Here is a 26,408-nt window from a genome sequence, read left to right as displayed (position 1 = left end):
GGTCACGCAATGACAGGGCAGGCAGGCAAGGTGCAGGGCATGGTTCATGAACTGCACGGCGCCCGCCGCAATGTCTATCTGTTGACGGCGGCTCAAGCCATTCTCGGCACCATCGGACCGATTGTTTTTTCCGTCGGCGGCGTTGCCGGCTATCAGCTGCTGGGTGACGACAAGTCGCTGGCGACAGCACCACTGACCGGCTTCAACGTCGGTGTGGCGCTCGGAGCGGTGTTCGTCGCCGCCATGTCGCGATTGCTTGGCCGCAAGGCTGCCTTTATGGTCGGTGCTCTTCTCGGTGCTGGCGGTGGTCTGGTTGCCGCCTATGCTTTGTTTCAAAGCGACTTCTGGCTGTTTGCGCTCGGCTTGTGCATTTCAGGCATTGCCGGTGGCTTTACCCAGAAGCTGCGGTTCGCCGCCGCCGATGCGTCCCCCCGGCACTACAAGCCGCGCGCGATTTCCTGGATACTTGCAGGCGGCGTGATATCCGCCGTGCTCGGGCCGCAACTGGTTATCCTGACCAAGGATATGTTGGCGCCAGTGTTCTTTGCCGGCGCTTTCATCGCGCTGGTTCCCACTTGCCTTGCGGCGATCGCCATCCTTGCCTTCCTGCGGCTGCCGGATCTGCGTCCGGCCTCCGGCGCGGTATCCATGGGTCCCATCCGCCCGCTGCACGAGATCGTGCTGAACCAGCGCTTCATCACCGGCATGGTCTGCGGCATCTCCACCTATGCGCTGATGACCTTCATGATGACCGGTGCGCCGATCGCCATGGTCGTTGGCTGCGGCTTCTCTCAGGACCTGGCGACGCTTGGCATCCAGTGGCATGTGCTGGCGATGTTTGCGCCGAGCTTCTTCACCGGAATGCTGGTCAGCCGTTATGGGGCGGAGAGGGTGGTCGCCTGCGGACTGGTCATTCTGATGCTCTGCGCGCTGGTCGCCCATGCGGGAGTTGAGCTCTGGAATTTCTGGGGCGCTCTGATCCTGCTTGGAGCCGGATGGAATTTTGGTTTCATCGGTTCGACCGCCATTGTCGCTTCAAGCTACCGCCCCCAGGAAGCCGACAAGGTGCAGGGGTTCCACGATATCATCCTGTTCAGCGCGGTGGCACTTGCCTCTTTCGGTTCCGGTAAGGTGCTGACCGCCTATGGCTGGGATATGCTGAGCGCGGCCGTCTGGCCGGTCACGGCATTCTGCCTTTTGCTGCTTATTTCGCTGTTTGTCGCCGAAAGGCGGCGCACAGTCTGAGATTTATCTCCCAAAGCGGTATTCCACACCTGTAAGTCGCCGCCAACATACCGAAAAACGTGGGTTTTTCCGGTTTTCGCGGCTTGACGATCCCGATTCGCCACAGCACTCTGCAGCCACGTATGCGGCCCATGCTTGAAGAGGAGGCTTGGTCTGCTGCGCTTTTTTGGGGCCGGCGGAACGGAGTGAGCCCGCAGGCTAAATGGAGGAAATTGCGAAATGACCATACTTCTGGGCGTTATCGCATGCGGGTTGCTTTCGGTGGTCTATGCCATCTGGGCGACGCAATCGGTGCTGTCTGCCGATCAGGGCAATGCCCGCATGCAAGAGATTGCAGGCTTCATACGCGAGGGGGCGCAGGCCTATCTCACACGTCAATATATGACCATTGCCATCGTCGGTGCCGTCGTCTTTGTCGGTGCCTGGGTTCTTCTCTCCGTGACAGCCGCCATCGGCTTCCTGATCGGCGCAGTTCTGTCGGGTATGGCCGGTTTTATCGGCATGCACGTGTCTGTCCGCGCCAATGTCCGCACGGCGCAGGCGTCCTCCGTCAGTCTTGCGGCAGGTCTCGATATCGCTTTCAAGTCCGGTGCGATCACCGGCATGCTGGTTGCAGGTCTCGCCCTGCTCGGCGTCACCATCTACTACCTTATCCTCACGGCAGGCCTTGGGCTTGCAGTGGGCTCGCGTGACGTGATCGACGCTTTGGTGTCGCTCGGTTTCGGCGCATCGCTGATCTCGATCTTCGCCCGTCTCGGCGGCGGCATTTTCACCAAGGGGGCCGATGTCGGCGGCGATCTCGTCGGCAAGGTTGAAGCCGGCATTCCGGAAGACGATCCCCGCAACCCCGCCACCATCGCAGATAACGTCGGCGACAACGTCGGCGACTGCGCCGGCATGGCGGCCGACCTGTTCGAGACCTATGCGGTCTCGATCGTCGCCACCATGGTTCTTGCCGCCATCTTCTTTGCCGGCGGTGCCAATCTCAGCCTAGTCATGAGCTATCCGCTAGCCATTTGCGGTGCCTGCATCATCACCTCGATCATCGGTGCGTTTTTCGTCAAGCTTGGCGCGAACGGCTCGATCATGGGGGCGCTCTACAAGGGCCTGATCGTCACTGGCATGTTGTCGATCATCGGTCTTGCCATTGCCACATCTCTGACCATCGGCTGGGGCTCCATCGGCACCGTCGAGGGCAAGGATATTACCGGCACCAACCTGTTCATCTGCGGTATTCTCGGTCTTGTCGTTACCGCACTGATTGTTGTCATCACCGAGTACTATACCGGCACCAACAAGCGCCCGGTCAATTCCATCGCCCAGGCCTCCGTCAGCGGCCACGGCACCAACGTCATCCAGGGGCTCGCCGTGTCGCTGGAATCGACAGCACTTCCGGCTATCGTCATCGTCGGCGGCATTATCTCGACCTACCAGCTGGCAGGCCTGTTCGGCACCGGTATCGCTGTGACAGCCATGCTCGGCATTGCCGGCATGATCGTGGCTCTTGATGCCTTCGGTCCGGTCACCGACAATGCCGGCGGCATCGCCGAAATGGCCGGACTTCCGCCGGAAGTCCGCAAGTCGACTGACGCACTTGACGCGGTTGGCAATACGACCAAGGCAGTGACCAAGGGTTATGCGATCGGTTCCGCTGGTCTCGGTGCACTGGTGCTGTTTGCGGCTTACTCGAACGACCTCAAATACTTCGTTGCCAATGGCGACAAGTATCCGTACTTCGCCGACGTCGGGACGATCTCGTTCGATCTGTCCAATCCCTATGTCGTCGCCGGCCTGATTTTCGGCGGTCTTATTCCTTACCTGTTCGGTGGTATCGCCATGACGGCCGTTGGCCGTGCGGCCAGTGCCGTGGTGGAGGAAGTACGGCGGCAGTTTCGTGAGAAGCCGGGCATCATGGCAGGCACCGACCGGCCGGATTACGGCCGCGCCGTGGACATGCTGACCAAGGCAGCGATCCGCGAAATGATCGTGCCGTCGCTGTTGCCGGTGCTGGCGCCAATCGTCGTCTACTTCGGCGTACTTTTGATCTCTGGCTCGAAAGCTTCGGCCTTTGCAGCGCTTGGCGCCTCGCTTCTCGGCGTTATCGTCAACGGCATCTTCGTCGCCATCTCGATGACCTCGGGCGGTGGCGCCTGGGACAATGCCAAGAAGAGCTTTGAAGACGGTTTCGTCGACAAGGATGGCACCCGCCACCTGAAGGGATCAGAAGCCCACAAAGCCTCCGTGACTGGCGATACGGTCGGCGATCCCTACAAGGATACCGCTGGTCCCGCCGTCAATCCGGCGATCAAGATCACTAACATCGTCGCGCTTCTGCTTCTGGCCGTTCTCGCAGGATAGGACAGGAACGTCGGCTTGCGGCATCCATGGTGACGCCGCAAGCCGACATAACAACAGGCAAAGAAAAACCCGCCGGAGCATCTCCGGCGGGTTTTTTATGGTCCCTGCACACAACTCGGTTGCGGCAGCGATTATTGGTTGTTGGCGTTGCCGAGCACTGATTTCGCCATGCTCTTGCCGATACCGTTGCCGGTCAGCAGCTGGCCGAGGAAGGTCATTTCCTTGCCGCCGGTTGGCGTGGTACGGGAAATCGTGTCGAAGACCTTGCCGTCCTGCAGCGTGTAATGCGCCAGCTGCGAGACAACGCCGTCCTTGTCGAAATAGACGGCAAGCACGCTCTGATCGACCAGCTTCGGCTTCATGAAGGCGACCGGGCGCTGACGCTTCTGGGAGATATAGTAGAACACCTCATTGTCGAACGTTGCCGTCGTCGATGGCGTTCCCAGCGACAGGAGCACCTGTTCGCGGCTGGAGCCGACCGGCGCCAGCGCCAGCGTCTCGTTATCGACCACATAGCCCTGATTGATGGTTTCGCTGGTGTTCAGCATATCGGCTGTTTTACAGCCGGAAAGGGTGGTTACGCAAATTGCCAATGTAAAAGCGACGTTGTTCAGAAATTTCATGTCTGACCTGAAATACCGTTTCGTCAACGACATCTCCCTCAAGGTAACGCTGGCAGATGCGCCATTGCATTTCGTGCCTGCTTCGGTAAACCAGCTTCGGCAATCATGCAATAACAGGATGCGCGGGCTGACGCATTTTGAAGCAGGCAAACTTGGGCTTTATGATGATATTCGGACTGTTCGGAAAAAAAAACGGCAATGCGGCCATCGTTAAGCGCCAATACGCGCTTTTGACCGCCGCCGCCCGCCGTCCGTATCTCTATACAGACCTTGACGTGCCCGACACAGTGATGGGCCGTTTCGAGATGCTGTCGGCGTCGCTGATCCTTTACTTCCGCCGCACGCGCGGTTCGCAGCGCGCCGGCCAGGAGATCGCGCAGGAGATTATCGACGCGTTCTTTCAGGATGTCGACCATTCGATCCGCGAACTCGGCGTTGGCGATGTCGGCGTGCCCAAGCGCATGAAGAAATTCGCCTCGATGTTCTACGGCCGGCTTGAAAGTTATGCTGCGGCCTTGGAGCGCCGGGACCGTGATGAGCTGGCTGCGGCCCTGAAGCGTAATTTCCATCCGCAGACGGACGATCAGGCGCTGTCGATGCAGGGTCTTGCCGACTATCTGCTGGCTGCCGAAGCCCAGCTTGCGCTTGAGGGCGAGGATGTCGTAGAAACCGGCCGGATCGACCTGCTGCAAGCGGCCGCCTGATATCCGTCCGAGAGACGTGACGTCAGAGCTGCGCAGGCCGAAGCACTATCTTGGGCGGTATTGCCGCCCGAAAGGACCAGACGATGAACCATGACGAAAAACCCGCGTTTTCCTATCCGGTCAAGGTCGGCAATATCTCTGCCAATGCCGTGACGGTTCGCCTTGAGGCGAATGAAGCCGAGCGCAAGGCGTTGCAGGAACTATGGGGCGTGTTGGAAGTACAGTCGCTCGCAGCCGAGCTGCAGATCGCGCGCTGGAAAAGGGATGGCGTCAAGATCAAGGGCCGGGTCAAGGCCCGGATCGTCCAGGCCTGCGTGGTGACGCTTGAGCCGGTGGAATCGGACATCGATGAACCCGTCGAAGCGATCTTCGTGCCGGAAGGGTCACGGCTTGCGCGGATCGCCGCCAACGATAGCGGCGAGATGATTCTCGATCCGGAAGGCCCCGATCTTCCCGACATGTTTACAGGCGATACCATCGATGTCGGCATCACCGTTACGGAACATGCAGCACTCGCCATCGATCCCTATCCGCGAAAAGCGGGGGTAAGCTTTGGCGAGCGGATCGAAAGTAGCGAAAAAGACGATGTCCGCCCCAATCCCTTCGCTGCCCTCAAGGATTGGAAAAAGGACTGAGTGAACGGCGATACGTGGCATAAATCGGTTGTCACAACAGCGAAAAACGGTATTTTGGCCGAAATCCAGCCCGTTGGGCCGTTTTGTCCCGTCAGCGGGGCCGTTACGTCTCAAACGTTATGAAAACACGTGTGTCTCCATCGCCCAACCTGATTGCGCCGGAATGAAACATGCAGTGTGGCAGGAAAAAAGGATAGGGCACGCGTGGTCAGAATTTCTCTTGATGTGATGGGCGGCGACTTCGGTCCGCAGGTCGTCATTCCGGGCGCCGCCAAGGCGCTTGAACGGCATCCCGATATCCGTTTTGCGCTGTACGGGCTTGAAGATCAATGCGTCCCCCTTTTGGAAAAATATCCCAAGCTGAAGGCCAACAGCACGTTTCATGCGTCCGAACTGGCAATCGCCATGGACGAGAAGCCAAGCCAGGCGCTCCGGCGCGGCCGCGGCAAGGCGAGCATGTGGCAGGCGATCGAGGCCGTCAACAAAGGTGAGGCCGATGTCGTGGTCTCGGCGGGCAATACCGGCGCGCTGATGGCGATGTCGGTGTTCTGTCTGCGGATGATGCAGGGCATTCAGCGCCCTGCCATTGCGGCGATCTGGCCGACGCTGAAGGGCGAGAGCATCGTGCTGGACGTCGGTGCGACGATCGGTGCCGATGCGCAACAATTGATGGATTTTGCACTGATGGGCGGCGCCATGGCGCGTGCTTTGTTCGAGGTTGAGCGCCCGACGCTTGGCTTGCTTAATGTCGGCGTCGAAGAGATGAAGGGCCAGGAACAGGTCAAGGAAGCAGGCCGCCTGCTGCGCGAAGCCGGCATCGACAGTATTGACTATTTCGGCTTCGTCGAAGGTGACGATATCGGCCGTGGTACAGTCGATGTGGTGGTGACTGAAGGTTTTTCCGGCAATATCGCGCTCAAGACTGCCGAGGGTACGGCCCGCCAGATCGCCGAATATCTACGCGCGGCGATGTCGCGGACGCTGCTTGCCAAGATCGGCTATATTCTCGCCAAGGGCGCCTTTGACCGGCTGCGCGAAAAGATGGACCCGCGAAAGGTGAACGGTGGCGTCTTCCTCGGCCTTAATGGTGTCGTGATCAAGAGCCATGGAGGAACGGACGCGGAAGGTTTCGCAGCCGCCATTGACGTTGGTTACGACATGGTCCGCAATGGCCTGAAGGCCAAGATTGAAAACGATTTGCAAAAATACCATGCCTCGCGCCCTTCCGAAGGTGCAGCGACCGGCACGGCAGACGAGGTTTGAAAAGCATGATCCGTTCTGTGGTTCGCGGTTTCGGGGCATCGCTCCCGCAGCGGGTGATGACCAATCGCGAAATGGAAGACAAGGTCGACACGACCGATGAATGGATCGTGCAGCGGACCGGTATTCGCCAACGCTACATCGCGGGCGAGGGGGAAACCACTGCGTCACTCGGCGAAGGGGCCGCGCGTGCGGCGCTTGCCAATGCTGGCCTGACGCCGGCCGATATCGATGTGATCATCGTTGCGACCTCGACACCCGACAACACGTTTCCGGCAACCGCTGTCAATATCCAGAACCGCCTCGGCATGCATCACGGCGCAGCCTTCGATCTGCAGGCCGTCTGTTCCGGCTTCATCTTTGCCGTGACCACCGCCGATGCCTATATCCGCGGCGGGCTCGCCAAGCGGGTGCTGGTCATCGGTGCCGAAACCTTTTCACGCATTCTCGACTGGAACGACCGCACGACCTGCGTGCTGTTCGGCGATGGCGCTGGCGCGTTGATCCTGGAAGCCCAGGAAGGCAGTGGCACGACGGCTGATCGCGGCGTCCTGACCGCGCAGCTGCGCTCAGATGGCGCCCACAAGGAAAAACTCTATGTCGACGGCGGTCCCTCGACCACCGGCACGGTTGGCCATTTGCGCATGGAGGGCCGCGAGGTCTTCAAGCATGCTGTCGGCATGATCACCGACGTGATCGAGGCCGCGTTCGAAGCGACCGGCACGACAGCCGACGATCTCGACTGGCTGGTGCCGCATCAGGCCAATCGCCGGATCATCGACGGTTCGGCCAAGAAGCTCGGCATTCCGCTTGAAAAAGTAGTGGTGACCGTCGATCTTCACGGCAACACCTCGGCAGCCTCCATTCCGCTGGCGCTGAATGTCGCTGCGTCCGACGGACGTATCAAAAAGGGTGATCTCGTTCTGCTTGAGGCGATGGGGGGCGGCTTTACCTGGGGTTCCGTACTGCTGCGCTGGTAAAAAAATGTGATATGGTGCAGACGCTTGACCGGAATGGACAAGGGCAATACTCTTTCCGGGCTAATCGATATTTCAAGAAAATCGGTGGGGGAAGATGAGCGGAAAAACGGTGACACGAGCAGACCTGGCCGAATCGGTTTTTCGCAAGGTCGGTCTTTCCCGAACGGAATCGGCAGAATTGGTCGAGACCGTGATTGATGAAATCTGTAACGCCATCGTGCGGGGTGAAAGCGTCAAGCTTTCTTCCTTCGCAACGTTTCAGGTTCGAGACAAGAACGAGCGCATCGGGCGAAACCCGAAAACCGGCGAGGAAGTACCGATTTCTCCCCGCCGCGTCATGACGTTCAAGGCATCCAACGTGCTGAAGCAGCGCGTGCTCAAGGCGCATCTCCAGCGCAAGGCTAAGTTGAAACCGCAATCCCCGGCCGCCTAAATCCACGTCCCATCATTAAAGTGGTTGAAAACACGTCCATAAGCCGTTGAAATGCGCACGATTCGTGTAATCATTCGCATGGACGGAAATAAGTGACCGCTGGTGATAGCCTGCGGCACGGCGCCGGACGTTTCGACGCGGAATGGGGGAAGACATGGACAAGAGCCCGGATGCATTTCGCACCATCAGTGAAGTGGCCGACGATCTCGACCTGCCGCAGCATGTGCTGAGGTTCTGGGAAACGCGCTTCCTGCAGATCAAGCCGATGAAGCGAGGCGGCGGCCGGCGGTATTACCGGCCGGAAGACGTCGACCTGCTCAAGGGCATCCGTCACCTGCTCTATGATCACGGCTATACGATCAAGGGCGTCCAGAAACTCCTGAAAATGAACGGCAACAAGTTCGTCGCGGCAATCGCCAGCGGCGATCTCGCCACCGTCGAAGCGCTTGCCGCGGCCAATATCGAGGAGCAGGTCCAGCCGAAGATCGGCAATCCCGACGAGGACCAGATCGTCGGCCGCGCCAAGGCGCCGGCCAGCCGCCGGTTTTTCTCTTTCGTTGGCGGCAATGACGAGACGCCGGAAATCTCCATCGGCAAGACATCCGTCGGTAAGGAGGACAGGGCGCTGCTGCAGGAGGCGCTCTACGATCTTCTCGAATGCAAGCGGCTGCTCGATCAGGTGCGCTGACCTCTGCGGTATCGTAACGGCCGATTTTTGCCACTGCTTTCCCCTCGTGCCGCCATGGCGTTCATGGTAGGAACCCCGACGGAATTCTGAGCAAGGCGAGACAATGGAAAAACCCTGGACAAAAAGCGTGACGCTCGCCCTGGAAGGGCCGGACAAATACGTGACGATCTCCAACACCACCGAGGCATCCTGGGCGATGATCGAGGACTGGCCGCTGGAGGATGCGCCGGCGCTGGACCGGGCGCTCGAGATCTGCGCTGAGGTTGTTGAAGGCAAACGCCCGGCGGAAGACGCGCGAAAAGCCTTTCTGGCGGCCGCAGCCGAAGCCGAGATTGCGGTTCAGGACTGACGGCTTTGTGCGCCTGGTGTCGATGGCGGTCTTTTGGGCGTCGCAGCGATCCGGTAAACAGGCTCTTGGCGCAACTGGCCGGCATCGCCATATGTCCGTCGTGCGATTGAGAAAAGAAAGATATGAGCAAGACCCTGCAGGCGAAATTTCACGGCGAGATGCTGGCGCTCTACGATCATTGCGCTGCGATCGGCTTCCGGCCGGTCCTATTTCGCCGGCTCGTCATCCTGAAGGGCGGCGTCGAGGCAGCCAGGGAGCTTGTGTTCAAGCCCGGCACGACCGGTCTGGAACGGCTGATCGAGGCCAAGAAAACAGAACTCTCGATGGAGGCGATGATGACAAGGCCGGAATACCGTGCTCTTTTCGCGCCGCTCGAAATCAAGGAGGCTACCAAGCGGCTTGAGGGCAGCGCCACGCGCGAACGCTCCAGAGGCCGGCTCACCGCCGCAGTCACCAACACGAAACAGGCATGATGACCATGACGAAGAAGCAGAAGCTCGAACATTCCGATTTTTCCGGTGAATTCACCGAAGACGATATCACCGTGCTCGTCGATATCTTCCGCAAGGAAGGCAGTACCGACGGATGGACGCTGGAGGTGATCGATCAGGAGGAGGGGCTGACTGTCTGGGAAGAGCCGTTTGCAACGGACAAGGAAGCCTTCGAGGAGTTTTTGGCCACCGTCGAGCGCGACGGTATTGAATCTTTCCTGGAAGAACCGGAGACCGATGTTTCCGTTCATTGAACGGCGCAACCAAGCCCAACCGCCGCGATGTGCGGCGGGGCGATATGACAGGGATATCAAGAAGAAAATGGTCGGAGCGGCGGGATTCGAACTTTATATGGGATCGAACTGTTTAGTTGCGAACGTTTTGGCGGGCAATGCGCATATCAGGTGACACAAGGTGGCAGGCGTTGCACTGTGCCTGCAGAGAGCACTAGCCGTGTCAGAAAAGTCGGTGGTGCCGAGGGACGATTGCAGGATTCAGAAGTGCCGTATCCTGTTTCCCGGGAACAAGAGAGGTGGCTCGGTTCGTCTGAACAGCCGGGATAAGTGGAAATTCTGCCTGATTTTGGCTCAGATGCGGAGACAGGAGAGACCATGACGAGACGACCGCGCCGGAAGTATACTCTGGCTTTCGAGGCGAAGGTGGCGTTGCCGCGATCCGTGATGAGCAGACGCTGGTGGAAATGTCCCAGCAGTTCGACGTCCACGCCAATCAGATCAAGCAGTTGAAAGACCAACTCCTTGAGGGGGCGACGGGCATTTTTGGTGGCGAAACCTGGACCGGAGCGACGACACCAGCCGTCGAGATCACAACGCTTCACGCCAAAATAAGCGAGCTGACACTGGAGAACGTTTTTTTGTCCGGTGCGCCCGGCAAGGCCGGATGCTGAGTGGAAAGACATGATCAATCGCAAGCATAAATTGTCCGTCGTGCGACAAGTGAAACTTCTCGGCTTCGGCGGAGGCAGCGTCTACTATCTGCCCCGTCCTGTGTCTGAGGGCGGCCTGGCTCCTACGCATTCGCTCGGGGATCGACGACTGCACCTCGACCACCCATTCGCCGGAAGCCGCATGTCGCAGGGGCTTTTGAAGGCGGAAGAGTTTGTCACAGGCCGTCTTCACGTCGCCACGCTGATGAAGAGGATGGGCATCGAGGCGATCTACCGCCGTCCCAACACGTCGAAACCAACACCTGGCCACAAGGTTTCCCCCTATTTCCTGCGTAAACTGGCAGTCACCAGACCAAATCAGGTCTGGATATAACGCATGTTCCGATGGCGCGGGGCTTCGTCTATCTCTGCGCCGTCGTGGACCGGTTGAGCCGCCGGGTCCTGTCGCGGCGGTTGTCGATCACGATGGAAGGAGCTTTCTTTATTGAAGCAGTGGAGGAAGCGCTCGCCGGTTATGGCAAACCTGAAATCCCGGCCCAACGCACAGCATTGTCGCGGCAACACCGATCAAGGTTCGCAGTTCACCTCCATCGACTTTACGGCCGTGCTGAAGAAAGCCGAGATCGCCATCTCGATGGATGGCAAGGGTGCATGGCGGGACAACGTCGTCGTCGAGCGGCTCTGGAGATTGATCAAATATAAGGGCGTCTATCTCCACGCCTATAGAAGCGCGTGGGAGGCGCGAATAGGCATCAGTCGGTATCTGACTTTCTACAACACCCGGCGCCGACATTCATCCCTTGAGCGGCAAACGCTGGATCAGACTTATTTCAACGCGCTGACACCAATAATGGTCACAGCATAATCAAGGCGGAAATCCACTTAGCGAAACCCTCGAAACTGTTCGGACGAGCCGAGCAACCTCTCTCTTCAGTTGAGCGTTGTATTCAAACGACGTAATGCTGCCCGCGCGTATGCTCCTGCAATGCGCCGAAGTGTGCGCACGGCAGGAGGCGGCCGATCCGCAGAGAGGTTTACAGCATAATGTCGCTATAAGTATGCAATTCTCGCACGAGTTGCTTCCAAATCAATGGAAGCGTCGGTACTTTCAAGGCTCGCCAGCAATTCGGCATGTTCGACCCTGTGCCTCTGGGATTGTCCATGCAAGTTTCATTCTGTCAGCTCCATGATTTCTGGATAATTCCCATACCGCAACCGTCTTTATAGACGAGATCGTTTGCATCTATTCCGTCCTGAGCGAAACGATTGATCAGCATCGGCTGAATCTGCCTCCGTTGGCACCATTCGTTTACAGCGGACATCACGCCGCCGGCTTTGTCAGCATCATACTGTTGTGCGAAAATGCTGACGTCGTGCATGAGAAGAAACCCGCCTGGAGCTAGATGATCGTACCATAGATCTAGCTCCCGAAGCGTGTGGGCGTATTGATGGGAACTATCGATTAGTACCATCTGAGGTGCGCCGCCCAGCCATGCTGCGGCATCGGATACATTATTTGCAGCCGCAGAATCGTTGACGGCCAGTTTTACGTATTTTGTGAGCTCGGCTCGGTCAAGCCAGCTGTTAGTGTAGTCAGTCACTGATTGGTCGATATCGACGCTGTACACGGAACATTGCTGCCCCATACTGCGCATCAGAAAACCGAACATAAGGGATGAGAAGCCAACATAGTGACCGCACTGAACGACACGCTTGATGCCATTCCCGCCGATTAGACCGGCCATGAAGGAAAACCCGGGAACGCCAATTTCGCCTGGGCTGTGAACTTCTGTTCTGTGTCATAGAACCAGTCGTTCAGGATCTCCCATTCCTGATCTGACAAGTTCTGGAAAATAGGCGGGAGGTATTGGCTGTCCTTTAGACGGTACCACCAATATCGATTATGGCTGCGGTTCGCGAAAAGCTTTGATCTGTCTCTCATATTCGCACCTCTGGAATCTACTGTTTTTTGGTTGCATACTTTGGCGCATTGCGTGCCGTGATCCACGTACAGCTAGACTAGCTGTCGACAACTCAACAATGGTGAACCACATGGTTCGATCCTTCATATAAGCGTTGCTGCATGTCACCTAACCACGATGCCTAGGGCGCGGGCAAGTCGAAGTTGACAATAGCGGCGATCAATAGTGATAAGATGGACCAGTGAGGCAAAGAACGCATGAGGACGCCATGATCCCGTCGCTTTTGGTCAATGATTTGAACCAATTTTATTCCTCTGAATACCCGAAAATCCCGCCGCTTTCAGCTACCGGATATGTGGAATGTGCCGAAGGTGGACGCCAAATCTCGTTCGTGGACGCGTACTTCCTTCACAAGTACGCGTCATCAATCTCGCCCGAAGCGACAGAATATATCGATTTCGTTAGCACCATGCTTGCGCAGTTTCGGGAGATTGAGATCTATTTTAACGTCAATGTTAAAGCCGAAGGTGACCACAAGGACGCTGAAGCTAGGCCAGGAGGGTGGGCCGGATACGGTGTATTGCCTCTCGCTCTTGCGTTCTACACCCTCGCGAAAAATGGGGTCGAGGGCGACTACCTGGAGTGTGGCGTTTTCAAAGGCGGAAGTCTCACATGCATGAGTCATGTGGCCAATTATCTCGGCAGAAAAGCGATTGCAGCCGACACATTCGCCGGATTGCCCGAGGCTGACGTTAGCGGTTTCTGGCAAAAAAACCAGTTCGCCGGGCGGCTTGACGAAGTTCAGTCAAACTTAGCCGCCGCCGGTGTTCCTTCCGCGGTGTTATGGGAGAAAGGACTATTTTCCGATACTCTGCCGGTATTGGAGCGCCGCATTGCGTTAATGTTCCTTGATACCGATCTTTATAACTCCTCAATGAGCGCTTTGGAGTCCACAGTCACTAAATGGTCGCCAGGGTCGATGGTGGCATCTGACGGTGTGTCAGGGGTCGGCGATTTCTCCGGGGGAGATTATCGTCCGAGCGGCAATGAAAGCGCAGCAGTGCTGGATTTCTTCAATCGTCGGAATATCCCATTTCATGCCGTATGGACAGGCAACGGCAACATGACTCTTTTCGGCATCAAGACTGCCGATAGTAAAGCGCCGATCTACTCGACAGGGTTTGTGCACTACCTGACGAATGCCTTCTATGTCGGTCGCCGGTTTGGGGATCACATCGACCTTTTTGCCAGGCAGGATCTGCCGAACATCGCGAAAAAGTCACTGACGACATTTCGGGACATCGCCGATCTTATTGTCTCGGACATACTGAACGAGAAAATCGCCGGCAGCTACCACATCGGCGGCCTCGAATGGAAGCTAGCGAATATGGAAGCAAAGCCCCAGCCGAAGGAAGTAGGCCGCCGCGGTTTTTTCAATAAGCTATTGAAGGTGCGGCGCGCTTTTGTATCTGACCGCGATCAATAGAAGCCTCAATATCATGATAGTGACCGGCCAAAAATCGGTTGCTTGATCTCATTGCCATTTCCACATCTCGTAGGCTTCGAGGTGTGGTGGGTGCATTTGGACGGACACCTCAAAATCACGCTTCTCCTGGCCGTGAAAATGTCCAGAGGCAAAAACTAGTCCGATGATCAGGGCTGTACGGCGCATGAAGAGCACAAGGCCGAGAGCTGTAGCAACGGCGGAAATGCACAAAGATTCCGCGATGTGGCCCAGCCAGTCAAAATTGTTCTGAATATATTGCCAGTCTAAATCCATGTGATACTGAACGCGTCTCATCGGTTCATGTTCCGAACCGCACAACCACACCATCATTATCAGGAGAACCCAATGGGCGAGATCATCTCGGCTTATTAGCTTGGACGTGCGGACGGAATTGTGCCGTCGTCATCTTCTCGAAGGCTGTTTTGAAAGGCTGCCAACTGTAGAAACGGGAGGCACCTATGCTATGAGCCAAGCGGATTTTGAGAAAGACTTCTTTGAAGCTGTCGAGCGAATTAAGGCTGGCGAGGGACACACCCGACGCTCGTTGCAGCCAAGCTGAGGGGCAAGCTCAAGGTAAATATATCGAGTGTTGCCTTGTAAGCTGGGCACTCTCGAACGCTAATCGGAACCAAAGACTCTGAATATCCATCTGTCAGAGATGCGGTGCTGGGTAGAGACGAGCCACAAACTGAGACTAGAACTGCGCAAAATGCACAACAGCAGATGGTCCAGTTCAGACGAGAAAAGAAAGCGGCAGAGCTGGCCGTTGAAACAATCGCGACGCAACTCACTGAGGCGCAGAGGGAAATCTTCTTGTTGAAGAAGAAACCGCTGTCGAGCGAAAAAAGGCCGCCCGCTTTGAGCAAAAGGCCCTGTACCTAATCTGTTAGATGAAGTCTTTTGACCACGCTGAAACTGAACAAGCCCGGTCTGTGGTCGCGTCCAATCCGGCGAAACCGGAAAATGTCGGCCTTTCGACCGTCTTTTTTGTTTTTTAGAAGATAAGGCTGACTCAGCCTCGAACTAGGCTGCGCTGGATTAGCCTTATCTTCTAAAGGCATCCGCCTTGGCCGGATACTTATCTGGTAGAGGAGTGCATGCTGTTCATTCGCGTTTGGCGAACGGCGTTCACCATGGAAAAAAGGTGTTCATCTGTTCACACTAGATTGCGTTGTGTGAATAAAATCGACGTAGGAATTCAGTGCTTTCAATACATTGAACACCAAACGAGATTACAGATAATAATGAGACAATTGGACTTCCATATTTCGCCCGAAAATTGGAGAGGTTCGGCTTTCTTCGCTGAGAGCCTATTCTCCCACTCTCTTTGTTGGGCGAAGCAGCAGTGGTAAGCTGTTGAAGTATTTGAAGAAAACGTCGGAGTGGCGGGATTCGAACCCACGACCCCTTGACCCCCAGTCAAGTGCGCTACCGGGCTGCGCTACACTCCGTACGACGTTTCTGTTCGAGCGATGAACACAAATCATGACCCCGTATAACGAACCCACGACCCCTTGACCCCCAGTCAAGTGCGCTACCGGGCTGCGCTACGCTCCGAACCGAAGAGAGCCGTATATAATCGGGGGGTGGCGCGCAAGTGCTGATTTTGGAAAATGGCGTAAAACGCCGGAAAAAGCGGCGGTACCATTCGTCCTCCCACGATACGGTGCAATCTCACCCTTAGTGCTGAAATTTCACGATGCTTAAAGTTTTCGGCAATGCCTTGCCCTGATAATGCGCTGGCGAATCGGGGATAGGGTGATGGCAAAAGCGGCGGTCAGAAAAGGCCAGAAGCGGCGTACGGGCCGAAATCAGACAAAGACAAGCATGTGGCCGTGGTATCTGGCTGGCGTGCTGTCGGTGAGCGCGGTCCTTGGCTACGAACACCGGGCGCAGATCCTGCCGATCGCGGCTCCGTTCTATACGGCATCGATCGGCAAGCCGCGGTCCGTGGAAAAACAGACTGTTCCGGAAAGACGCGTGGAGAAAACGCAGGCCTCGGCAAAGCCGGAGCTCACGATGCCTGCCCTTGCTATGCCAGGCACGCGTCCTGTGGAGCAGGCAGCATTGGGGCCGGCCGCCGGTCTTCCAACCGGACGCAAGCCGGGAACCTTCTATTTCTGCACCGAAACGCTGGAAAACTGCGTCGTCGATGGCGGGACGTTCTGGTACGGGCGCCGCAAAGTCCAGATATCCGGCATCCAGGCTCCGCGTATCAAGCAGGCGAAATGCGATAACGAGCGCAAGCTCGGTTCGCTGGCAAAAAAGCGGCTTTGGGAAATCCTCAATACCGGCGGCGTTCAGCTGGCCTCCGTGTCCGGTTCCGACGTTCAAGTCACGGTCGGGCAGGGGCGATCGATCGGCGATATGCTGGTTTCCGAGGGGCTCGCCCGGCACACCTCCGGCGGCAAGCAGAGCTGGTGCGCGCAGGGGTGATTGTTGCCGTCTGTTGAGCGGCTGACGGCCGCTCAACACCTTGAATTTGCGTGTGAGTGATGTCTGGGCCTGCGGCCATGACAGAAAACCGCCGGGAACGTCTGGCAGCTTACCTCGTGGCAACGAGCTGCCGGTAGACGGCCTCGGTTTTGTCGATCATCTGTCCCATGGAGAAACTCGACATCCGAGCGAGTGCTGCCTCTGTGAGCTGGCGATGCCGGCTCGGATCGGCACTTTCCACCATGGCGTTGGCGAGTTTGGTAGTGTCGCCGTCATTGGCCACGATCAGGCCACTTCTGTCCTTGTCGATCGCGGTCGAGGCGCCGCCGACATCGGTCGACACGATCGGTTTTCCCGATGCTGCCGCCTCCAGCATGACATAGGACATCGCTTCATAGCGGCTCGGCATGACCAGCACATCAAAGGCGGGAACGGCCTGCGGGCCGGTGAAGGCGGAGGTCAGGCGAATGCGCTTCTGGAGGCCGCTTTCGGCAATGGCTGTGCGGACTTCCGGTTCGAGATCTCCGGATCCGACCATGATCAGTTCGGCGCTGGGCAATCTTGCGGCGGCATTGCGAAAGGCCTCGATCAGACGCTCGGGCGCTTTTTGATACGATAGCCGGCCGACGAAACCGAAGACGAACGTATCGGCTGCAATGCCAAAACTTGCTCGCACGGTGTTTGCCATGTCGAGCGGCGGCGGCGCCACGCCGTTGATGATGACGGACAATTTGCGGGCGGGCATGCCGAGCGACAGGGCGTGGGCATATTCGTCGTCGGACACGCAGATCAGGTGATCGGTAAACAGCTTGGCAAGGATGGTTTCGATGCTGCCGAAAATCAGCCGCCCGAGCCTGCCGAGCGTCGGGTCCATGGTGCGGAACGCATGCGGGGTGTAGACGCGCGGCGCATGGAAGCCGGGAAGGCGCAGGCGGGTCAGTGCGCCCGCCTTGGAGCTGTGGCCGTGGATGATGTCGAATGGCGTGCCGCCGTTGATGATGCGGCGCAACGCGCGATGGGCGGCGATGTCGGACAAGCCGGGGGAGCGCTTCATGGCGACGGCGTGCACGGCAGGCAGGGCCAGGGATTTCAATTCGCGCACGAAGGCGTCTTCTGCCCTGAGCGGTGAATAGACCGCTTCGACATGGTGGCCGCGTTCCTGCAATCCACGGCAAAGATCGAGGAAATGCCGGCCTGATCCGCCGCCGCTCGGTTCAAGCACCAGGAGGATGCGCAGGCCGTTTTCAGCCTCGGGGATGGAGGGGTCGATATTCATTCTGACAATCCGCCGCCGGCCTCGATATGGAGCCGGTCCGTTATCCTCTGTGTACAGGCTTGACGTTAACGCAGCGTTGGCGCCGGGGAGGGGCGGCGCACTTGGCCTCTTTTGAGGCCGCGCCTGTGACGATATTCCAGCGCACCGCAGCCCCAGATGATACCCAGCAGCAGGAAAAAATGCCGCCAGTGATCGGTATCGATGACATTGCCGATGGCCGCGTGACCGATCAGCACAATCCAAGCGATCATCAGATAGGGCTGCCAGGGACGGTCGAGCAGCAGGAAGCGAAAGCCCATCGATACCGTCCAAATGATCAGCGTGACGTAGGAGACGAAGCCCAACCAACCGTAGGAGGTCAGGGATTTCAGCCAGATATTGTGCTCGTCCTCGGGAAACATGGTGCTGAACACCATCGGGCCGATACCGAGCGGCTTTTCCATCGACATCAGGAAGCCGATCTTGTGGCGGTCGAAACGGCCGAGATGGCCCGCATCGTAATCCTGTTCGAGCTGGGCTCGGCTGGAAAACAGATCGGCGACCTTTGGTATCTGCAAGGCGATCGCCAGTGTAGCGACCATCATCACGACGCCGACCAAGGCCAACACGAGAATTTTCAGGCGGAATGCGCCAGTCCGTTCCTTGAGAAGCATGACGAGGACGAGAGCGCAGGCGCAAAACAGATAAAGTGCCCAGGCGGCCCGCGAGAACGAGAGAAACAACCCCAGCGCCATGATCATAATGGCGATGCCCCTGATGGGGGCCGTGGTTATGCGCTCGGTCAGCAGCCGGTACATCAAGTACAGCGAAGGCGCGACCAGAAACGGGCCGAAGACGTTGGGGTCCTGGAAGGCGCCCTTGGCGCGGTCGTAGAGCGTAAAGTTCGCAGCCCCGGGGATGGCGCCGAAATAGCCGAGAATGCCCAAAAGGGAAGTGATGACGCCGGCGGCGACCCAGGCATCGAAGATCAGCTTCAGCCGTTCATGGCGGGCTTCGATGATGGCGGCGTAAAAAACCGAGGTGAGGCAGAGGAAGCCGGACACCGCGATGTACATCGGTGCGGTGGCAAGGTCGCTCATGACGGTCAGGGAGAGAATACCGCCGGTCATGAACAGGATGAGCAAAGCCAAAAGCGGGGCAACCGAGCGAGAGATTTTCAGGCCGAATATAAACCACACCCCAATCAGGGCGGCCATGAAGACCTCGTAGGGAGCAGGCTCAGCAATGACGAAACCCGACAGGAAGACGCCAAACGTCACCATTGCCGAGCCGAGGATGGCGACGGCAGCCATTTGCGGGCGAAAGCCTGCAGCAGACGTGGCGGTTGGCGTGCTCAATAGGCATTTTCCGTATTGAGAAGCCGGATCGGCGTCAGGAACAGGATTTTCAGGTCCAGCCACAATGACCAGTTCTCGATATAGTAAAGGTCGAAGGCGGTGCGGAATCTGATCTTGTCGTCATTATCGACTTCGCCGCGCCAGCCGTTGATCTGCGCCCAGCCGGTGACACCAGGCTTGACGCGGTGGCGGGCAAAATAACCTTCGACGACGTCGGAATAGGTGCGATCGGCGGTTTGGGCCAGAACGGCATGCGGACGCGGCCCAACCAGCGACAACTGGCCCCTGAGCACGTTGAAAATTTGCGGCAGTTCGTCGATCGACGACTTGCGCAGGAAGCGCCCGACAGCCGTGACGCGCGGATCGCCCTTGGTGACAGCATTGCGTGCCGTCGGGTCGCTCATGTTGGTATACATCGAGCGGAACTTGTAGACGTCGATCGTCTCGTTGTTGAAGCCGTGGCGCTTCTGCTTGAAGATGATCGGGCCCGGCGAACTGACCTTTACGGCGATTGCAGCGCCGATGAACACCGGCCAGAGAAGAACCAGTGCGACGATGCTGAAGAACACGTCGAAGATGCGCTTGGCAACCGAATCCCAGTCGGCGATCGGCTTGTCGAAAATGTCGAGCATCGGCACCTGACCGACATGCGAATAGCTGCGTGGACGGAACCGCAGATTGTTGGCATGGGCGGCAAGGCGGATATCGGCCGGCAGGATCCAGAGCTGTTTCAAGAGTTCGAGAATGCGTGTCTCCGCCGATAGCGGCAAGGCGATGATCAGGATGTCGATTCGTGTGAGGCGGGCGAAATCGACCAGTTCGGCAACCGTGCCGAGTTTCGGGTAGCCGGCGATGATCTCGGGTGAACGGCGTTCGTCACGGTCATCGAAGATGCCGCAGATGCGGATATCGTTGTCTGTCTGCTGTTCGAGAGAGCGGATCAGGTCCTTGGCCCGCTGGCCACCGCCGACGATGACGGCACGGCGTTCCATGATGCCGTTCCGGGCCCAACGCCGAATGGAGAACGCGATGAAGGCGCGTTCCGCCAGCAGGAAGACCGCGCCAAGCACATACCAGCCACCGAAGGAGAGGCGGGAAAAACTCTCGCCGGTTTTGAGCAGGAACAGTACCAGCGTCATCGAGGCGAACGCCAGTGTCCAGCAGCCGATCAGCCGCGGTATGGCCCGTGCGGCGGAGCGCAGCGTCGGCACCTGATATCCGTCGCAAAGCTGCAGGAACATCACGGTCAACGCCGAGCCGCCGGCGATCAGTCCGCAATAGCCAAGCATTTCCTCCAGCGGCGGTGCGACGTAGAGCATGTGGATGGCATAGCCGATGGCAAACAGTGCGGTGAATTCGAGCAGCCGCATCAGACCGATGATCATATTGGGAGAATAGGTATCGGTGCGGAACTGCGCCGCGATCTTGCGTGCAAGCGGGTTGAGTTCACGTTTCGGCTCGTCGTCCCGTTTTTCGCTGGGCGCAATGGTCCGGATCTCGGCAATCTTCTTGCGCAATGCGTCGGTGTCGAAAGATTCCGGCTTGTCGATCTGGTTCATGATATCCGCCCGGGCCATTGTGTCCCTCCGGGATAGCAGAAAGCCCCTAAGAAACGTTTACGGGTTTCTGGGGGATGTTTCTCGTTCGCTGGCCTTTTCCGGTACAAGCTGCCGGTAGAGCCGCATGAGGCTGGCGGACATCGTCGAGGTTGCAAAGGCAGCCTTGAAGGCGTCCGCTTCAGGCATCACTTTTGCCGCCCAGTCCTTTTGCGTCATTGCAGCGGTCATGACATCGGCAAGAGACTGCGCATCGTTGGGCGTGGCAAGGGCAGCACTTTCAGTGCCGAGAATCTCCGGAATGCCCCCCACGCGAGAGGCGATCACCGGCTTGCGGGCGGCCAGGGCCTCCAGAACGATGTAGGGCATGGATTCGGCGCGCGACGGCACGACGACGTTGCGGGTGAAGGCGAAGGCATCGCGCGCCTTCATCGCCGGCAGCATCTGGATACGGCGGCCAAGGCCGCGTTCCAGCATCATCTGTTCGTATTCCTCTTTTTGCGGACCATCGCCGATCATCATGGCAGCAAGGGGTCTTCCGATATTTCGCTCTGTCCTGGCAAAGGCATCGATGAAGAGATCCGGTCCCTTCAGATCGCGCAGCATCCCGATGTAGAGGAAATCCACCGCATCGGGACGGGCATAGACAGTTTCGAAATCACGATCGTCGATACCGTTGTAGATGCGTTCGCTACGGATATGGGGCTTGCCGATTTTGTCTTCGTAGGTCTTGCGCTCGAAATCGCAAACGAACACGATGGCGTCCGTCAGATATTCCTGAAGACGCTCGAGCAGGAACACGATTTTCCCCGCCGGCTTCGTTCTGCAGTAATGTAGGCTACCGCCATGCGGCGAATAAAGGCGGGCTACGCAATACTTGTTCACCCGCAAGGCTGAGCCGATAATCCGGGCGAGGGCGCCGCCTTTGGCGCCATGACCGTGCAGGATATCCGGCTGCAAACTTCTAATTTCCTTGTAACTTCTCCACAGTGCGGCCAGATCTGAAGGGCCGACGGACCGGCGGATCGGCAGCCGGACAAGACCCAGCGCCAGAAATGGCCTTATCTCGTCGAAAAGCGCGTCTTCGTAGCTTCCGCCCGTGGTGCTGTCGCAGACGATACCGACCTCATGGCCTTCCCGCGCATGCGCTTCTGCCAGATCGCGCACATGGCGGAAAATTCCGCCAATCGGCGACCTGAAACAGTGAATGATGCGCAGCGGCTGGAGGTCACGCATGCTGTCAGAACAGCCGCTCACGGACATAGATCGTGTCGCCGGCCATGATCGGATCGGAGATCGAGACGCGGCCTGTGAGCACGCGGCCGTTGATCTTGCGGGTGACGTCGACATTGGCCTGGTTGGCACGTGGCGAGTAACCGCCGGCTACCGCAATGGCGTTCTGGACACTCATGCCCGGCACATAGGAATATTGCCCGGCCTGACCAACTTCGCCCATGATGAAGACGGAGCGGTAACGATCGACCTCGATGGTCACGTCCGGATCGCGCAAGTATCCCTGGCGCAGCTTGCCGGCGATGGCCTTTTCCATTTCGGGCAGGGTATGTCCGCGCGACGGCACAGCACCGATCAGCGGGAAGGCGACGTAGCCAGCCTGATCGACGGTGTAGCTGCCGGTGAGACCTGCCTGTTCGAAAACACTGATGCGCAATTTGTCGCCGCTATCGACACGATAGGGCTGGATGGTCGCCTCATGGAAGGCTTTGGGCGCCGGCTGGTAGCTGCTGCATCCTGAAATTGCAAGGCACAGCGAGAGTGCGGCCAAGGCTGGGCCTGTTTTCAATCGTGCGGACGTCATTGGGCTCTCGCGTTCCAGAAACCATGTCATGCCTGATGTTATCAATCCGTTAGGGTTAATAGCCGGTAAAGGCCGCGAAGAAATTCGCGTTTGGCGGCATGTTGGACGTCTCTGCACTCATGGTGCGCCAGTCTGGCGGCTCCAGCCTCATTAACTGTTGCGTTACCATGTTTGTTTACGGTGGCGCGGAGTTATGAAGGTTCGGGGTAAAGCGCATGTCGGGCGTCAACGATGGTCATCAAGATGTAGATATTGATCTCGGTGGGCTTTTCCGCGCCATTTGGCGACGGCGGGGCAGGGTGCTGTTGGCAACAGTGGCGTTCGCCGGCTTTGCCTTTATCGGTGCCAACCTGATGAGCCCGGAATATCAGGGCGAGGCGCGGCTTCTGATTGAATCACGCCAGGCGGAATTCAGTGGTGCCAACCAGGTGCAGTCGCAGACGGCCGATAGCCCGTTCGACGAATCCGGCATTTCCAGCCAGGTGCAGGTGTTGCGCTCGGCCGATCTGATCAAGCAGGTCGCCCGCGAGATGAAACTGTACGAATTGCCGGAGTTTGATCCGACCACCAACCCGTCGGCGATTTCCGATATTCTGGTGATGCTCGGCATCAAGAAGAACCCGCTTGACCTTCCACCCGAAGAGCGCGTTCTGAAGGAATTCCAGAAGAAGCTGCAGGTCTATCAGGTTGAAAAATCGCGGGTTATCGCAATGCAGTTCACTTCGGAAGACCCGAAGCTGGCGGCCGCGATCCCAAATGCGATGGCCAAGGTCTTCCTGTCGCTGCAAAGCGGCGCCAAGCTTGATTCCAATTCGGAGGCAAGCCGCTGGCTGGAACCGGAAATTGCCAATCTGCGCGAGAAGGTGCGTGAGGCTGAGGCCAAGGTTGCCGACTATCGTGCGTCGTCCGATCTGCTTTTGACTGGTGAAACCGGCGGCACGTTCGCGACCAAACAGCTGAATGACATTTCGACTGAGCTTGCCCGCGTGCGTGGCGAGCGTGCCAACGCCGAAGCTCGATCGGAAAACGTGCGCACGGCGCTTGCCAGCGGCCGGGCAGTCGATACGTTGAATGACGTCGTCGCTTCACCGATGATCCAGCGGCTGAAGGAAACTGAATCCAACATCCAGGGCCAGATTGCCGATTTGTCGACCACTCTGCTTGACGGGCATCCGCGCCTGAAGGGACTGAAATCCCAGCTTCAGGGAATACGGGCGCAAATCCTGAGCGAAACCAAGAAAATCCTGGGCAGCCTCGAAAATGAAGCGAATGTTTCGCAGTTGCGGGAGCGTCAGCTGATAGCGCAGCTCAATACGCTGAAGGCGAATTCGGCCAAGGCCGGCGAGGACGAAGTCGGCTTGCGGGCCTTGGAGCGGGAAGCAACAGCGCAGCGGCAGCTCCTGGAAACCTACCTGGCGCGCTACCGCGAAGCGACGTCGCGCAGCGGCGAAAATGCGGCCCCGGCCGATGCACGCGTCATTTCGCAGGCGGTCGAGCCGACCGAAGTCAGCTTCCCCAAAGTCCTGCCGATCACCATTGTCGCTGCCTTTGCCAGCTTCCTCGTCAGCTCCGTCGTCATCATGCTCTCCGAACTGTTCAGTGGCCGGGCTTTGCGCCCGGTTGGCCGCCGGGACGAGGAGATGTTTGACGAAGAGCAATTGGAAATCCAGCCATTGGAAATCCAGCCGGTGCCGCAAACCGCGACCCGCCTTGCGCATGCGCAGGCTGAGCCCATTGTTCCCCGGGAACCCGTCATTGCAACGGCAGTCGCGCCTGCACCTGTTAAAGTGGAACTCCCCGAGCCGGAGGAAGACGATTTTTCGATTGCCTCGGTTGCCGACCATCTGAGCGCTGACGATGTGCGCGTTGCGATCTCTGTGTCGCCTGCGGGCGACGAGGGTTCGGTGAATGCTGTAGCACTGGCACGGCTGGTGGCGGAGGAGGGGCGCAAGATCGTCCTGATCGACCTGACCGGCTCGGCTTGCCCGACGCAACTGATGACCCAGACGGCGGGTCTTGCCGGTATCACCAACCTGCTGATGGGCGAAGTTCCCTTCACGGAAACCATCCATGCGGACCGGCTTTCGGACGCACACATCATTCCGCAGGGAGACGCCGATCCGGTACTCGCCATGCGCGGGATCGAGCGGCTGCAGATGATCATCGACGCGCTCTCGAATGCCTACGACACGGTTTTGATCGAATGCGGGCCTGCCGACGTCAATGCGATCGGCAAGGTAACGCGCGCACGGGACACGAAGATCATCATTTCGGCGCCGGCTGTCGGCAACGAGGAAATCATCGAGCTCATCACCGGTTTTGGCGAAGCTGGCTTTGGCGAGATCGTGCTGATGACGGGAACTGGCTATCCGCAGCCGGGAAGTTCAGGCCGCCAGGCGGCTTGATCAGTCGCCGCCCGTTTCCGATGTGGTGGTATCGCCTGGGTTCTGGTGGCGCTGGCGCATCCGTTGCACGAAGGCATAGGCCTTCCTGTTCTTCTTGATAGCAGACTTGAGCCGAACAGCGGCACGATGCATCGATGCCGCCAACCGCCCGCGCAGCGTCAACGGCAGGACGATATCGCGCTGGACAGTCTCGACCGTGCACCACGAGCGCTTGTAGGCTTGATCACCGATGCCGAAATCAAACAGGGTAACCCCTTCGGCATTGTATTTTTGGATCATCAGATAGAACAAAAGCTCACCCGGGCTGGCGTCTGCGGCAATATCCTCGTCGATCGATCCGAACTGGCAGATGACGTGGTCGCCCTTGCGTGACAGTCCGGCAATGGCGACAATGCGGCCATTCTCTTGTCCGCGCAAACGGATCGCATTGAGTTCGAGCGGCTGGCCTTGATGGGTCGATTCCACGGCTGCGAGCGCATGGAAGAACGCCTGCGTTTCCTCGTCCTGGAAAACGTTGGGCAGGCCGAGTGCCTTGAAGCGGATGGCTTTCTGCTCGAAGAACAGATCCAGTATCTGGCGCCGTTCCGCGCAAGTCGTGGCAACAACGTGCTCGTAGCCACCCAATGCTTCCAGCCGCTTTTCCGAAACGCGAAACTTCTTGCGCCGCCGCTTGGCGTTGATCTGAGCCAGCGTGGCTTCGAAGTTTTCAAGGAGCGGCAACTGGAACGACGCATTCTGGTTGCGAACAGCCGGAAGCGAGGCGAGGGGATGGCGCGTTCCATGCCAGTCAAACGGCATCTTCTCCAGCGTCACAATATCGGCGACGCGCGACAGCTTGGCTGACAGGTCGGCAATCAACTCTGCAGCCAGCGTCGTGCAGGTAAGCGGATCGAAGTCGGCAGCGAACAGCCCGGTATTGATGTTGCTGTGCGGCGAGCCGATGAACCGCGCTGTGCGGAACAGCCGGCCGCGAACCAACTCCAGTGGCAGGATGAACACCGTCTTCTGGCCGATCCGGCCACGCACCAGCAGCAACTGGTTGGCATGGGTCGCAGCCCAGGCAGCGCACCAGTCAAAACTCTGATGAAGGGATGTGGCGGGGGAAGCCTCCAGCGCGCGCCAATCCGCTTCCAGCGCCCGCATGTCGACGTGCACGCTTAGCGTCAGCCCCTCGGCAAGCGCAATATCGCGCGTCTGGTCGTGCGGCTGATGCCGGATATGGCGGGAAGCCTTGCTCACGGGCATCATGTTGAAGTCAAGGTCAGTCATGATCGCTTGCTGTTCCGGTAACGGGATGACGTCTCATCTAGATCAAGCATGCCCCTAATTTCATTTAAATGGGACGGACACTGGGCGTGCCGTCCCGGATTTCCTCAAATGCAGTTACCGAATGGATAAAACGGCCCAGCCGGGGTCATCAGGCGATCACGGGAAACGGAAAACTGGATTTCCGGGGCGATCCCTGCTATTTCGAGCATCT

At 58.2% G+C, this 26,408-nt stretch carries 24 protein-coding genes, 1 tRNA gene and 1 pseudogene; 16 read left to right on the top strand and 10 right to left on the bottom strand.

Annotation, left to right across the window (positions count from 1 at the left end):
• Positions 1–9: 9 nt before the first annotated feature.
• Together R6X40_RS27485 and R6X40_RS27480 are read left to right on the top strand one after the other, a co-directional pair.
• Positions 10–1,245: an MFS transporter gene (locus R6X40_RS27485; RefSeq protein ID WP_318417874.1), complete on the top strand. Its 1,236-nt coding sequence runs from the start codon at positions 10–12 to the stop codon at positions 1,243–1,245.
• A gap of 219 nt (positions 1,246–1,464) precedes the next feature.
• Positions 1,465–3,603, top strand: a complete 2,139-nt coding sequence (locus tag R6X40_RS27480) for a sodium-translocating pyrophosphatase (protein ID WP_318417872.1) — start codon at positions 1,465–1,467, stop codon at positions 3,601–3,603.
• 131 nt (positions 3,604–3,734) lie between these two features.
• On the opposite strand, the gene R6X40_RS27475 is transcribed toward R6X40_RS27480, so the two are convergent.
• Positions 3,735–4,259, bottom strand: coding sequence for an outer membrane protein assembly factor BamE (locus tag R6X40_RS27475; protein WP_318417870.1), 525 nt, complete (start codon positions 4,257–4,259; stop codon positions 3,735–3,737).
• Between R6X40_RS27475 and R6X40_RS27470 the strand changes: the two genes are divergently transcribed.
• The 11 genes and pseudogenes from R6X40_RS27470 to R6X40_RS27420 all read left to right on the top strand — a co-directional run bounded on the left by R6X40_RS27470 (position 4,225) and on the right by R6X40_RS27420 (position 11,538).
• A complete protein-coding gene (locus tag R6X40_RS27470) occupies positions 4,225–4,440 on the top strand; it encodes a hypothetical protein (RefSeq protein ID WP_318417958.1) in 216 nt (71 codons plus the stop codon). The two genes, R6X40_RS27475 and R6X40_RS27470, sit on opposite strands and share 35 nt — an antisense overlap.
• Complete coding sequence (locus R6X40_RS27465; RefSeq protein ID WP_318417951.1) at positions 4,391–4,930, top strand: ubiquinol-cytochrome C chaperone family protein; 540 nt, start codon at positions 4,391–4,393, stop codon at positions 4,928–4,930. The genes R6X40_RS27470 and R6X40_RS27465 overlap by 50 nt, the downstream gene beginning before the upstream one ends.
• 83 nt (positions 4,931–5,013) lie before the next feature.
• Positions 5,014–5,565, top strand: a complete 552-nt coding sequence (locus tag R6X40_RS27460; protein ID WP_318417868.1) for a DUF177 domain-containing protein — start codon at positions 5,014–5,016, stop codon at positions 5,563–5,565.
• 204 nt (positions 5,566–5,769) lie between these two features.
• Positions 5,770–6,828, top strand: a complete 1,059-nt coding sequence (plsX, locus tag R6X40_RS27455; RefSeq protein WP_318417866.1) for a phosphate acyltransferase PlsX — start codon at positions 5,770–5,772, stop codon at positions 6,826–6,828.
• A gap of 5 nt (positions 6,829–6,833) precedes the next feature.
• Complete coding sequence (locus R6X40_RS27450) at positions 6,834–7,805, top strand: beta-ketoacyl-ACP synthase III (RefSeq protein WP_318417864.1); 972 nt, start codon at positions 6,834–6,836, stop codon at positions 7,803–7,805.
• Between the two features lie 94 nt (positions 7,806–7,899).
• Positions 7,900–8,238, top strand: a complete 339-nt coding sequence (locus R6X40_RS27445; protein WP_113316049.1) for an integration host factor subunit alpha — start codon at positions 7,900–7,902, stop codon at positions 8,236–8,238.
• A 154-nt stretch (positions 8,239–8,392) separates the two neighbouring features.
• Positions 8,393–8,926, top strand: coding sequence for a MerR family transcriptional regulator (locus R6X40_RS27440; protein ID WP_318417861.1), 534 nt, complete (start codon positions 8,393–8,395; stop codon positions 8,924–8,926).
• A 103-nt stretch (positions 8,927–9,029) separates the two neighbouring features.
• On the top strand, positions 9,030–9,275 hold the full coding sequence (locus tag R6X40_RS27435; RefSeq protein ID WP_318417859.1) for a DUF982 domain-containing protein: 246 nt from the start codon (positions 9,030–9,032) through the stop codon (positions 9,273–9,275).
• 122 nt (positions 9,276–9,397) lie between these two features.
• Positions 9,398–9,748 carry a hypothetical protein gene (locus R6X40_RS27430; RefSeq protein WP_318417858.1) on the top strand — a complete coding sequence of 117 codons (351 nt, stop codon included), beginning with the start codon at positions 9,398–9,400 and terminating at the stop codon, positions 9,746–9,748.
• A 5-nt stretch (positions 9,749–9,753) separates the two neighbouring features.
• The gene (locus R6X40_RS27425) at positions 9,754–10,020 is read left to right on the top strand and encodes a hypothetical protein (protein WP_318417950.1); all 267 of its coding nucleotides are present in this window, start codon (positions 9,754–9,756) and stop codon (positions 10,018–10,020) included.
• A 357-nt stretch (positions 10,021–10,377) separates the two neighbouring features.
• Positions 10,378–11,538: pseudogene (locus tag R6X40_RS27420) on the top strand (IS3 family transposase).
• A gap of 313 nt (positions 11,539–11,851) precedes the next feature.
• On the opposite strand, the gene R6X40_RS27415 reads toward R6X40_RS27420, so the two are convergent.
• Positions 11,852–12,418, bottom strand: a complete 567-nt coding sequence (locus R6X40_RS27415) for a class I SAM-dependent methyltransferase (protein ID WP_318417857.1) — start codon at positions 12,416–12,418, stop codon at positions 11,852–11,854.
• A 445-nt stretch (positions 12,419–12,863) separates the two neighbouring features.
• Here R6X40_RS27415 and R6X40_RS27410 point away from each other — a divergent pair, with 445 nt between their 5' ends.
• Entirely contained in the window at positions 12,864–14,081 is a 1,218-nt protein-coding gene (locus R6X40_RS27410) for a TylF/MycF/NovP-related O-methyltransferase (protein WP_318417855.1), read from the top strand.
• A 48-nt stretch (positions 14,082–14,129) separates the two neighbouring features.
• On the opposite strand, the gene R6X40_RS27405 is transcribed toward R6X40_RS27410, so the two are convergent.
• Together R6X40_RS27405 and R6X40_RS27400 are read right to left on the bottom strand one after the other, a co-directional pair.
• Positions 14,130–14,396 (bottom strand): hypothetical protein, encoded by a 267-nt coding sequence (locus R6X40_RS27405; protein WP_318417853.1) that lies wholly within the window; start codon positions 14,394–14,396, stop codon positions 14,130–14,132.
• A 1,083-nt stretch (positions 14,397–15,479) separates the two neighbouring features.
• Positions 15,480–15,553: transfer RNA gene (locus R6X40_RS27400), tRNA-Pro, on the bottom strand.
• A 310-nt stretch (positions 15,554–15,863) separates the two neighbouring features.
• On the opposite strand from R6X40_RS27400, the gene R6X40_RS27395 reads away from it, so the two are divergent.
• The gene (locus R6X40_RS27395) at positions 15,864–16,538 is read left to right on the top strand and encodes a hypothetical protein (RefSeq protein WP_318417851.1); all 675 of its coding nucleotides are present in this window, start codon (positions 15,864–15,866) and stop codon (positions 16,536–16,538) included.
• 109 nt (positions 16,539–16,647) lie between these two features.
• Here R6X40_RS27395 and R6X40_RS27390 read toward each other — a convergent pair whose 3' ends face one another.
• The 5 genes from R6X40_RS27390 to R6X40_RS27370 form a co-directional block, all read right to left on the bottom strand.
• A complete protein-coding gene (locus tag R6X40_RS27390; protein WP_318417850.1) occupies positions 16,648–17,814 on the bottom strand; it encodes a glycosyltransferase family 4 protein in 1,167 nt (388 codons plus the stop codon).
• Between the two features lie 65 nt (positions 17,815–17,879).
• Positions 17,880–19,151, bottom strand: coding sequence for an O-antigen ligase family protein (locus R6X40_RS27385; RefSeq protein WP_412178473.1), 1,272 nt, complete (start codon positions 19,149–19,151; stop codon positions 17,880–17,882).
• Complete coding sequence (locus R6X40_RS27380) at positions 19,148–20,710, bottom strand: undecaprenyl-phosphate glucose phosphotransferase (RefSeq protein WP_318417945.1); 1,563 nt, start codon at positions 20,708–20,710, stop codon at positions 19,148–19,150. The genes R6X40_RS27385 and R6X40_RS27380 overlap by 4 nt, the downstream gene beginning before the upstream one ends.
• Before the next feature lie 57 nt (positions 20,711–20,767).
• The gene (locus tag R6X40_RS27375; RefSeq protein ID WP_318417848.1) at positions 20,768–21,943 is read right to left on the bottom strand and encodes a glycosyltransferase family 4 protein; all 1,176 of its coding nucleotides are present in this window, start codon (positions 21,941–21,943) and stop codon (positions 20,768–20,770) included.
• A 4-nt stretch (positions 21,944–21,947) separates the two neighbouring features.
• The gene (locus R6X40_RS27370) at positions 21,948–22,523 is read right to left on the bottom strand and encodes a polysaccharide biosynthesis/export family protein (protein ID WP_318417846.1); all 576 of its coding nucleotides are present in this window, start codon (positions 22,521–22,523) and stop codon (positions 21,948–21,950) included.
• Between the two features lie 215 nt (positions 22,524–22,738).
• On the opposite strand from R6X40_RS27370, the gene R6X40_RS27365 reads away from it, so the two are divergent.
• The gene (locus R6X40_RS27365; RefSeq protein WP_318417845.1) at positions 22,739–24,928 is read left to right on the top strand and encodes an exopolysaccharide transport family protein; all 2,190 of its coding nucleotides are present in this window, start codon (positions 22,739–22,741) and stop codon (positions 24,926–24,928) included.
• Here the strand turns inward: R6X40_RS27365 and R6X40_RS27360 are convergent, their stop codons facing one another.
• Complete coding sequence (locus R6X40_RS27360; RefSeq protein ID WP_412178475.1) at positions 24,929–26,200, bottom strand: GNAT family N-acetyltransferase; 1,272 nt, start codon at positions 26,198–26,200, stop codon at positions 24,929–24,931.
• Positions 26,201–26,408 lie beyond the last annotated feature (208 nt).

Source organism: Rhizobium sp. PL01 (assembly GCF_033447125.1).
In the GTDB taxonomy this organism is placed as follows: domain Bacteria; phylum Pseudomonadota; class Alphaproteobacteria; order Rhizobiales; family Rhizobiaceae; genus Pararhizobium.
The sequence above is the reverse complement of the archived record's forward strand: the minus strand, read 5'-3'. Positions and strand labels throughout refer to the sequence as shown.

Bases quoted from the DNA above. Each gene is read 5' to 3' on its own strand.
- R6X40_RS27390 (WP_318417850.1), bottom strand. From the start codon at position 17,814: ATGAATATCGACCCCTCCATCCCCGAGGCTGAAAACGGCCTGCGCATC.
- R6X40_RS27415 (WP_318417857.1), bottom strand. From the start codon at position 12,418: ATGGCCGGTCTAATCGGCGGGAATGGCATCAAGCGTGTCGTTCAGTGC.
- R6X40_RS27365 (WP_318417845.1), top strand. From the start codon at position 22,739: ATGTCGGGCGTCAACGATGGTCATCAAGATGTAGATATTGATCTCGGT.
- R6X40_RS27440 (WP_318417861.1), top strand. From the start codon at position 8,393: ATGGACAAGAGCCCGGATGCATTTCGCACCATCAGTGAAGTGGCCGAC.
- R6X40_RS27480 (WP_318417872.1), top strand. From the start codon at position 1,465: ATGACCATACTTCTGGGCGTTATCGCATGCGGGTTGCTTTCGGTGGTC.
- R6X40_RS27450 (WP_318417864.1), top strand. From the start codon at position 6,834: ATGATCCGTTCTGTGGTTCGCGGTTTCGGGGCATCGCTCCCGCAGCGG.
- R6X40_RS27370 (WP_318417846.1), bottom strand. From the start codon at position 22,523: ATGACGTCCGCACGATTGAAAACAGGCCCAGCCTTGGCCGCACTCTCG.
- R6X40_RS27460 (WP_318417868.1), top strand. From the start codon at position 5,014: ATGAACCATGACGAAAAACCCGCGTTTTCCTATCCGGTCAAGGTCGGC.
- R6X40_RS27445 (WP_113316049.1), top strand. From the start codon at position 7,900: ATGAGCGGAAAAACGGTGACACGAGCAGACCTGGCCGAATCGGTTTTT.
- R6X40_RS27475 (WP_318417870.1), bottom strand. From the start codon at position 4,259: ATGTCGTTGACGAAACGGTATTTCAGGTCAGACATGAAATTTCTGAAC.
- R6X40_RS27395 (WP_318417851.1), top strand. From the start codon at position 15,864: ATGGCAAAAGCGGCGGTCAGAAAAGGCCAGAAGCGGCGTACGGGCCGA.
- R6X40_RS27410 (WP_318417855.1), top strand. From the start codon at position 12,864: ATGATCCCGTCGCTTTTGGTCAATGATTTGAACCAATTTTATTCCTCT.
- R6X40_RS27430 (WP_318417858.1), top strand. From the start codon at position 9,398: ATGAGCAAGACCCTGCAGGCGAAATTTCACGGCGAGATGCTGGCGCTC.
- R6X40_RS27470 (WP_318417958.1), top strand. From the start codon at position 4,225: ATGTCTGACCTGAAATACCGTTTCGTCAACGACATCTCCCTCAAGGTA.
- R6X40_RS27425 (WP_318417950.1), top strand. From the start codon at position 9,754: ATGACGAAGAAGCAGAAGCTCGAACATTCCGATTTTTCCGGTGAATTC.
- R6X40_RS27485 (WP_318417874.1), top strand. From the start codon at position 10: ATGACAGGGCAGGCAGGCAAGGTGCAGGGCATGGTTCATGAACTGCAC.
- R6X40_RS27435 (WP_318417859.1), top strand. From the start codon at position 9,030: ATGGAAAAACCCTGGACAAAAAGCGTGACGCTCGCCCTGGAAGGGCCG.
- R6X40_RS27380 (WP_318417945.1), bottom strand. From the start codon at position 20,710: ATGAACCAGATCGACAAGCCGGAATCTTTCGACACCGACGCATTGCGC.
- R6X40_RS27405 (WP_318417853.1), bottom strand. From the start codon at position 14,396: ATGAGACGCGTTCAGTATCACATGGATTTAGACTGGCAATATATTCAG.
- R6X40_RS27375 (WP_318417848.1), bottom strand. From the start codon at position 21,943: ATGCGTGACCTCCAGCCGCTGCGCATCATTCACTGTTTCAGGTCGCCG.
- R6X40_RS27465 (WP_318417951.1), top strand. From the start codon at position 4,391: ATGATATTCGGACTGTTCGGAAAAAAAAACGGCAATGCGGCCATCGTT.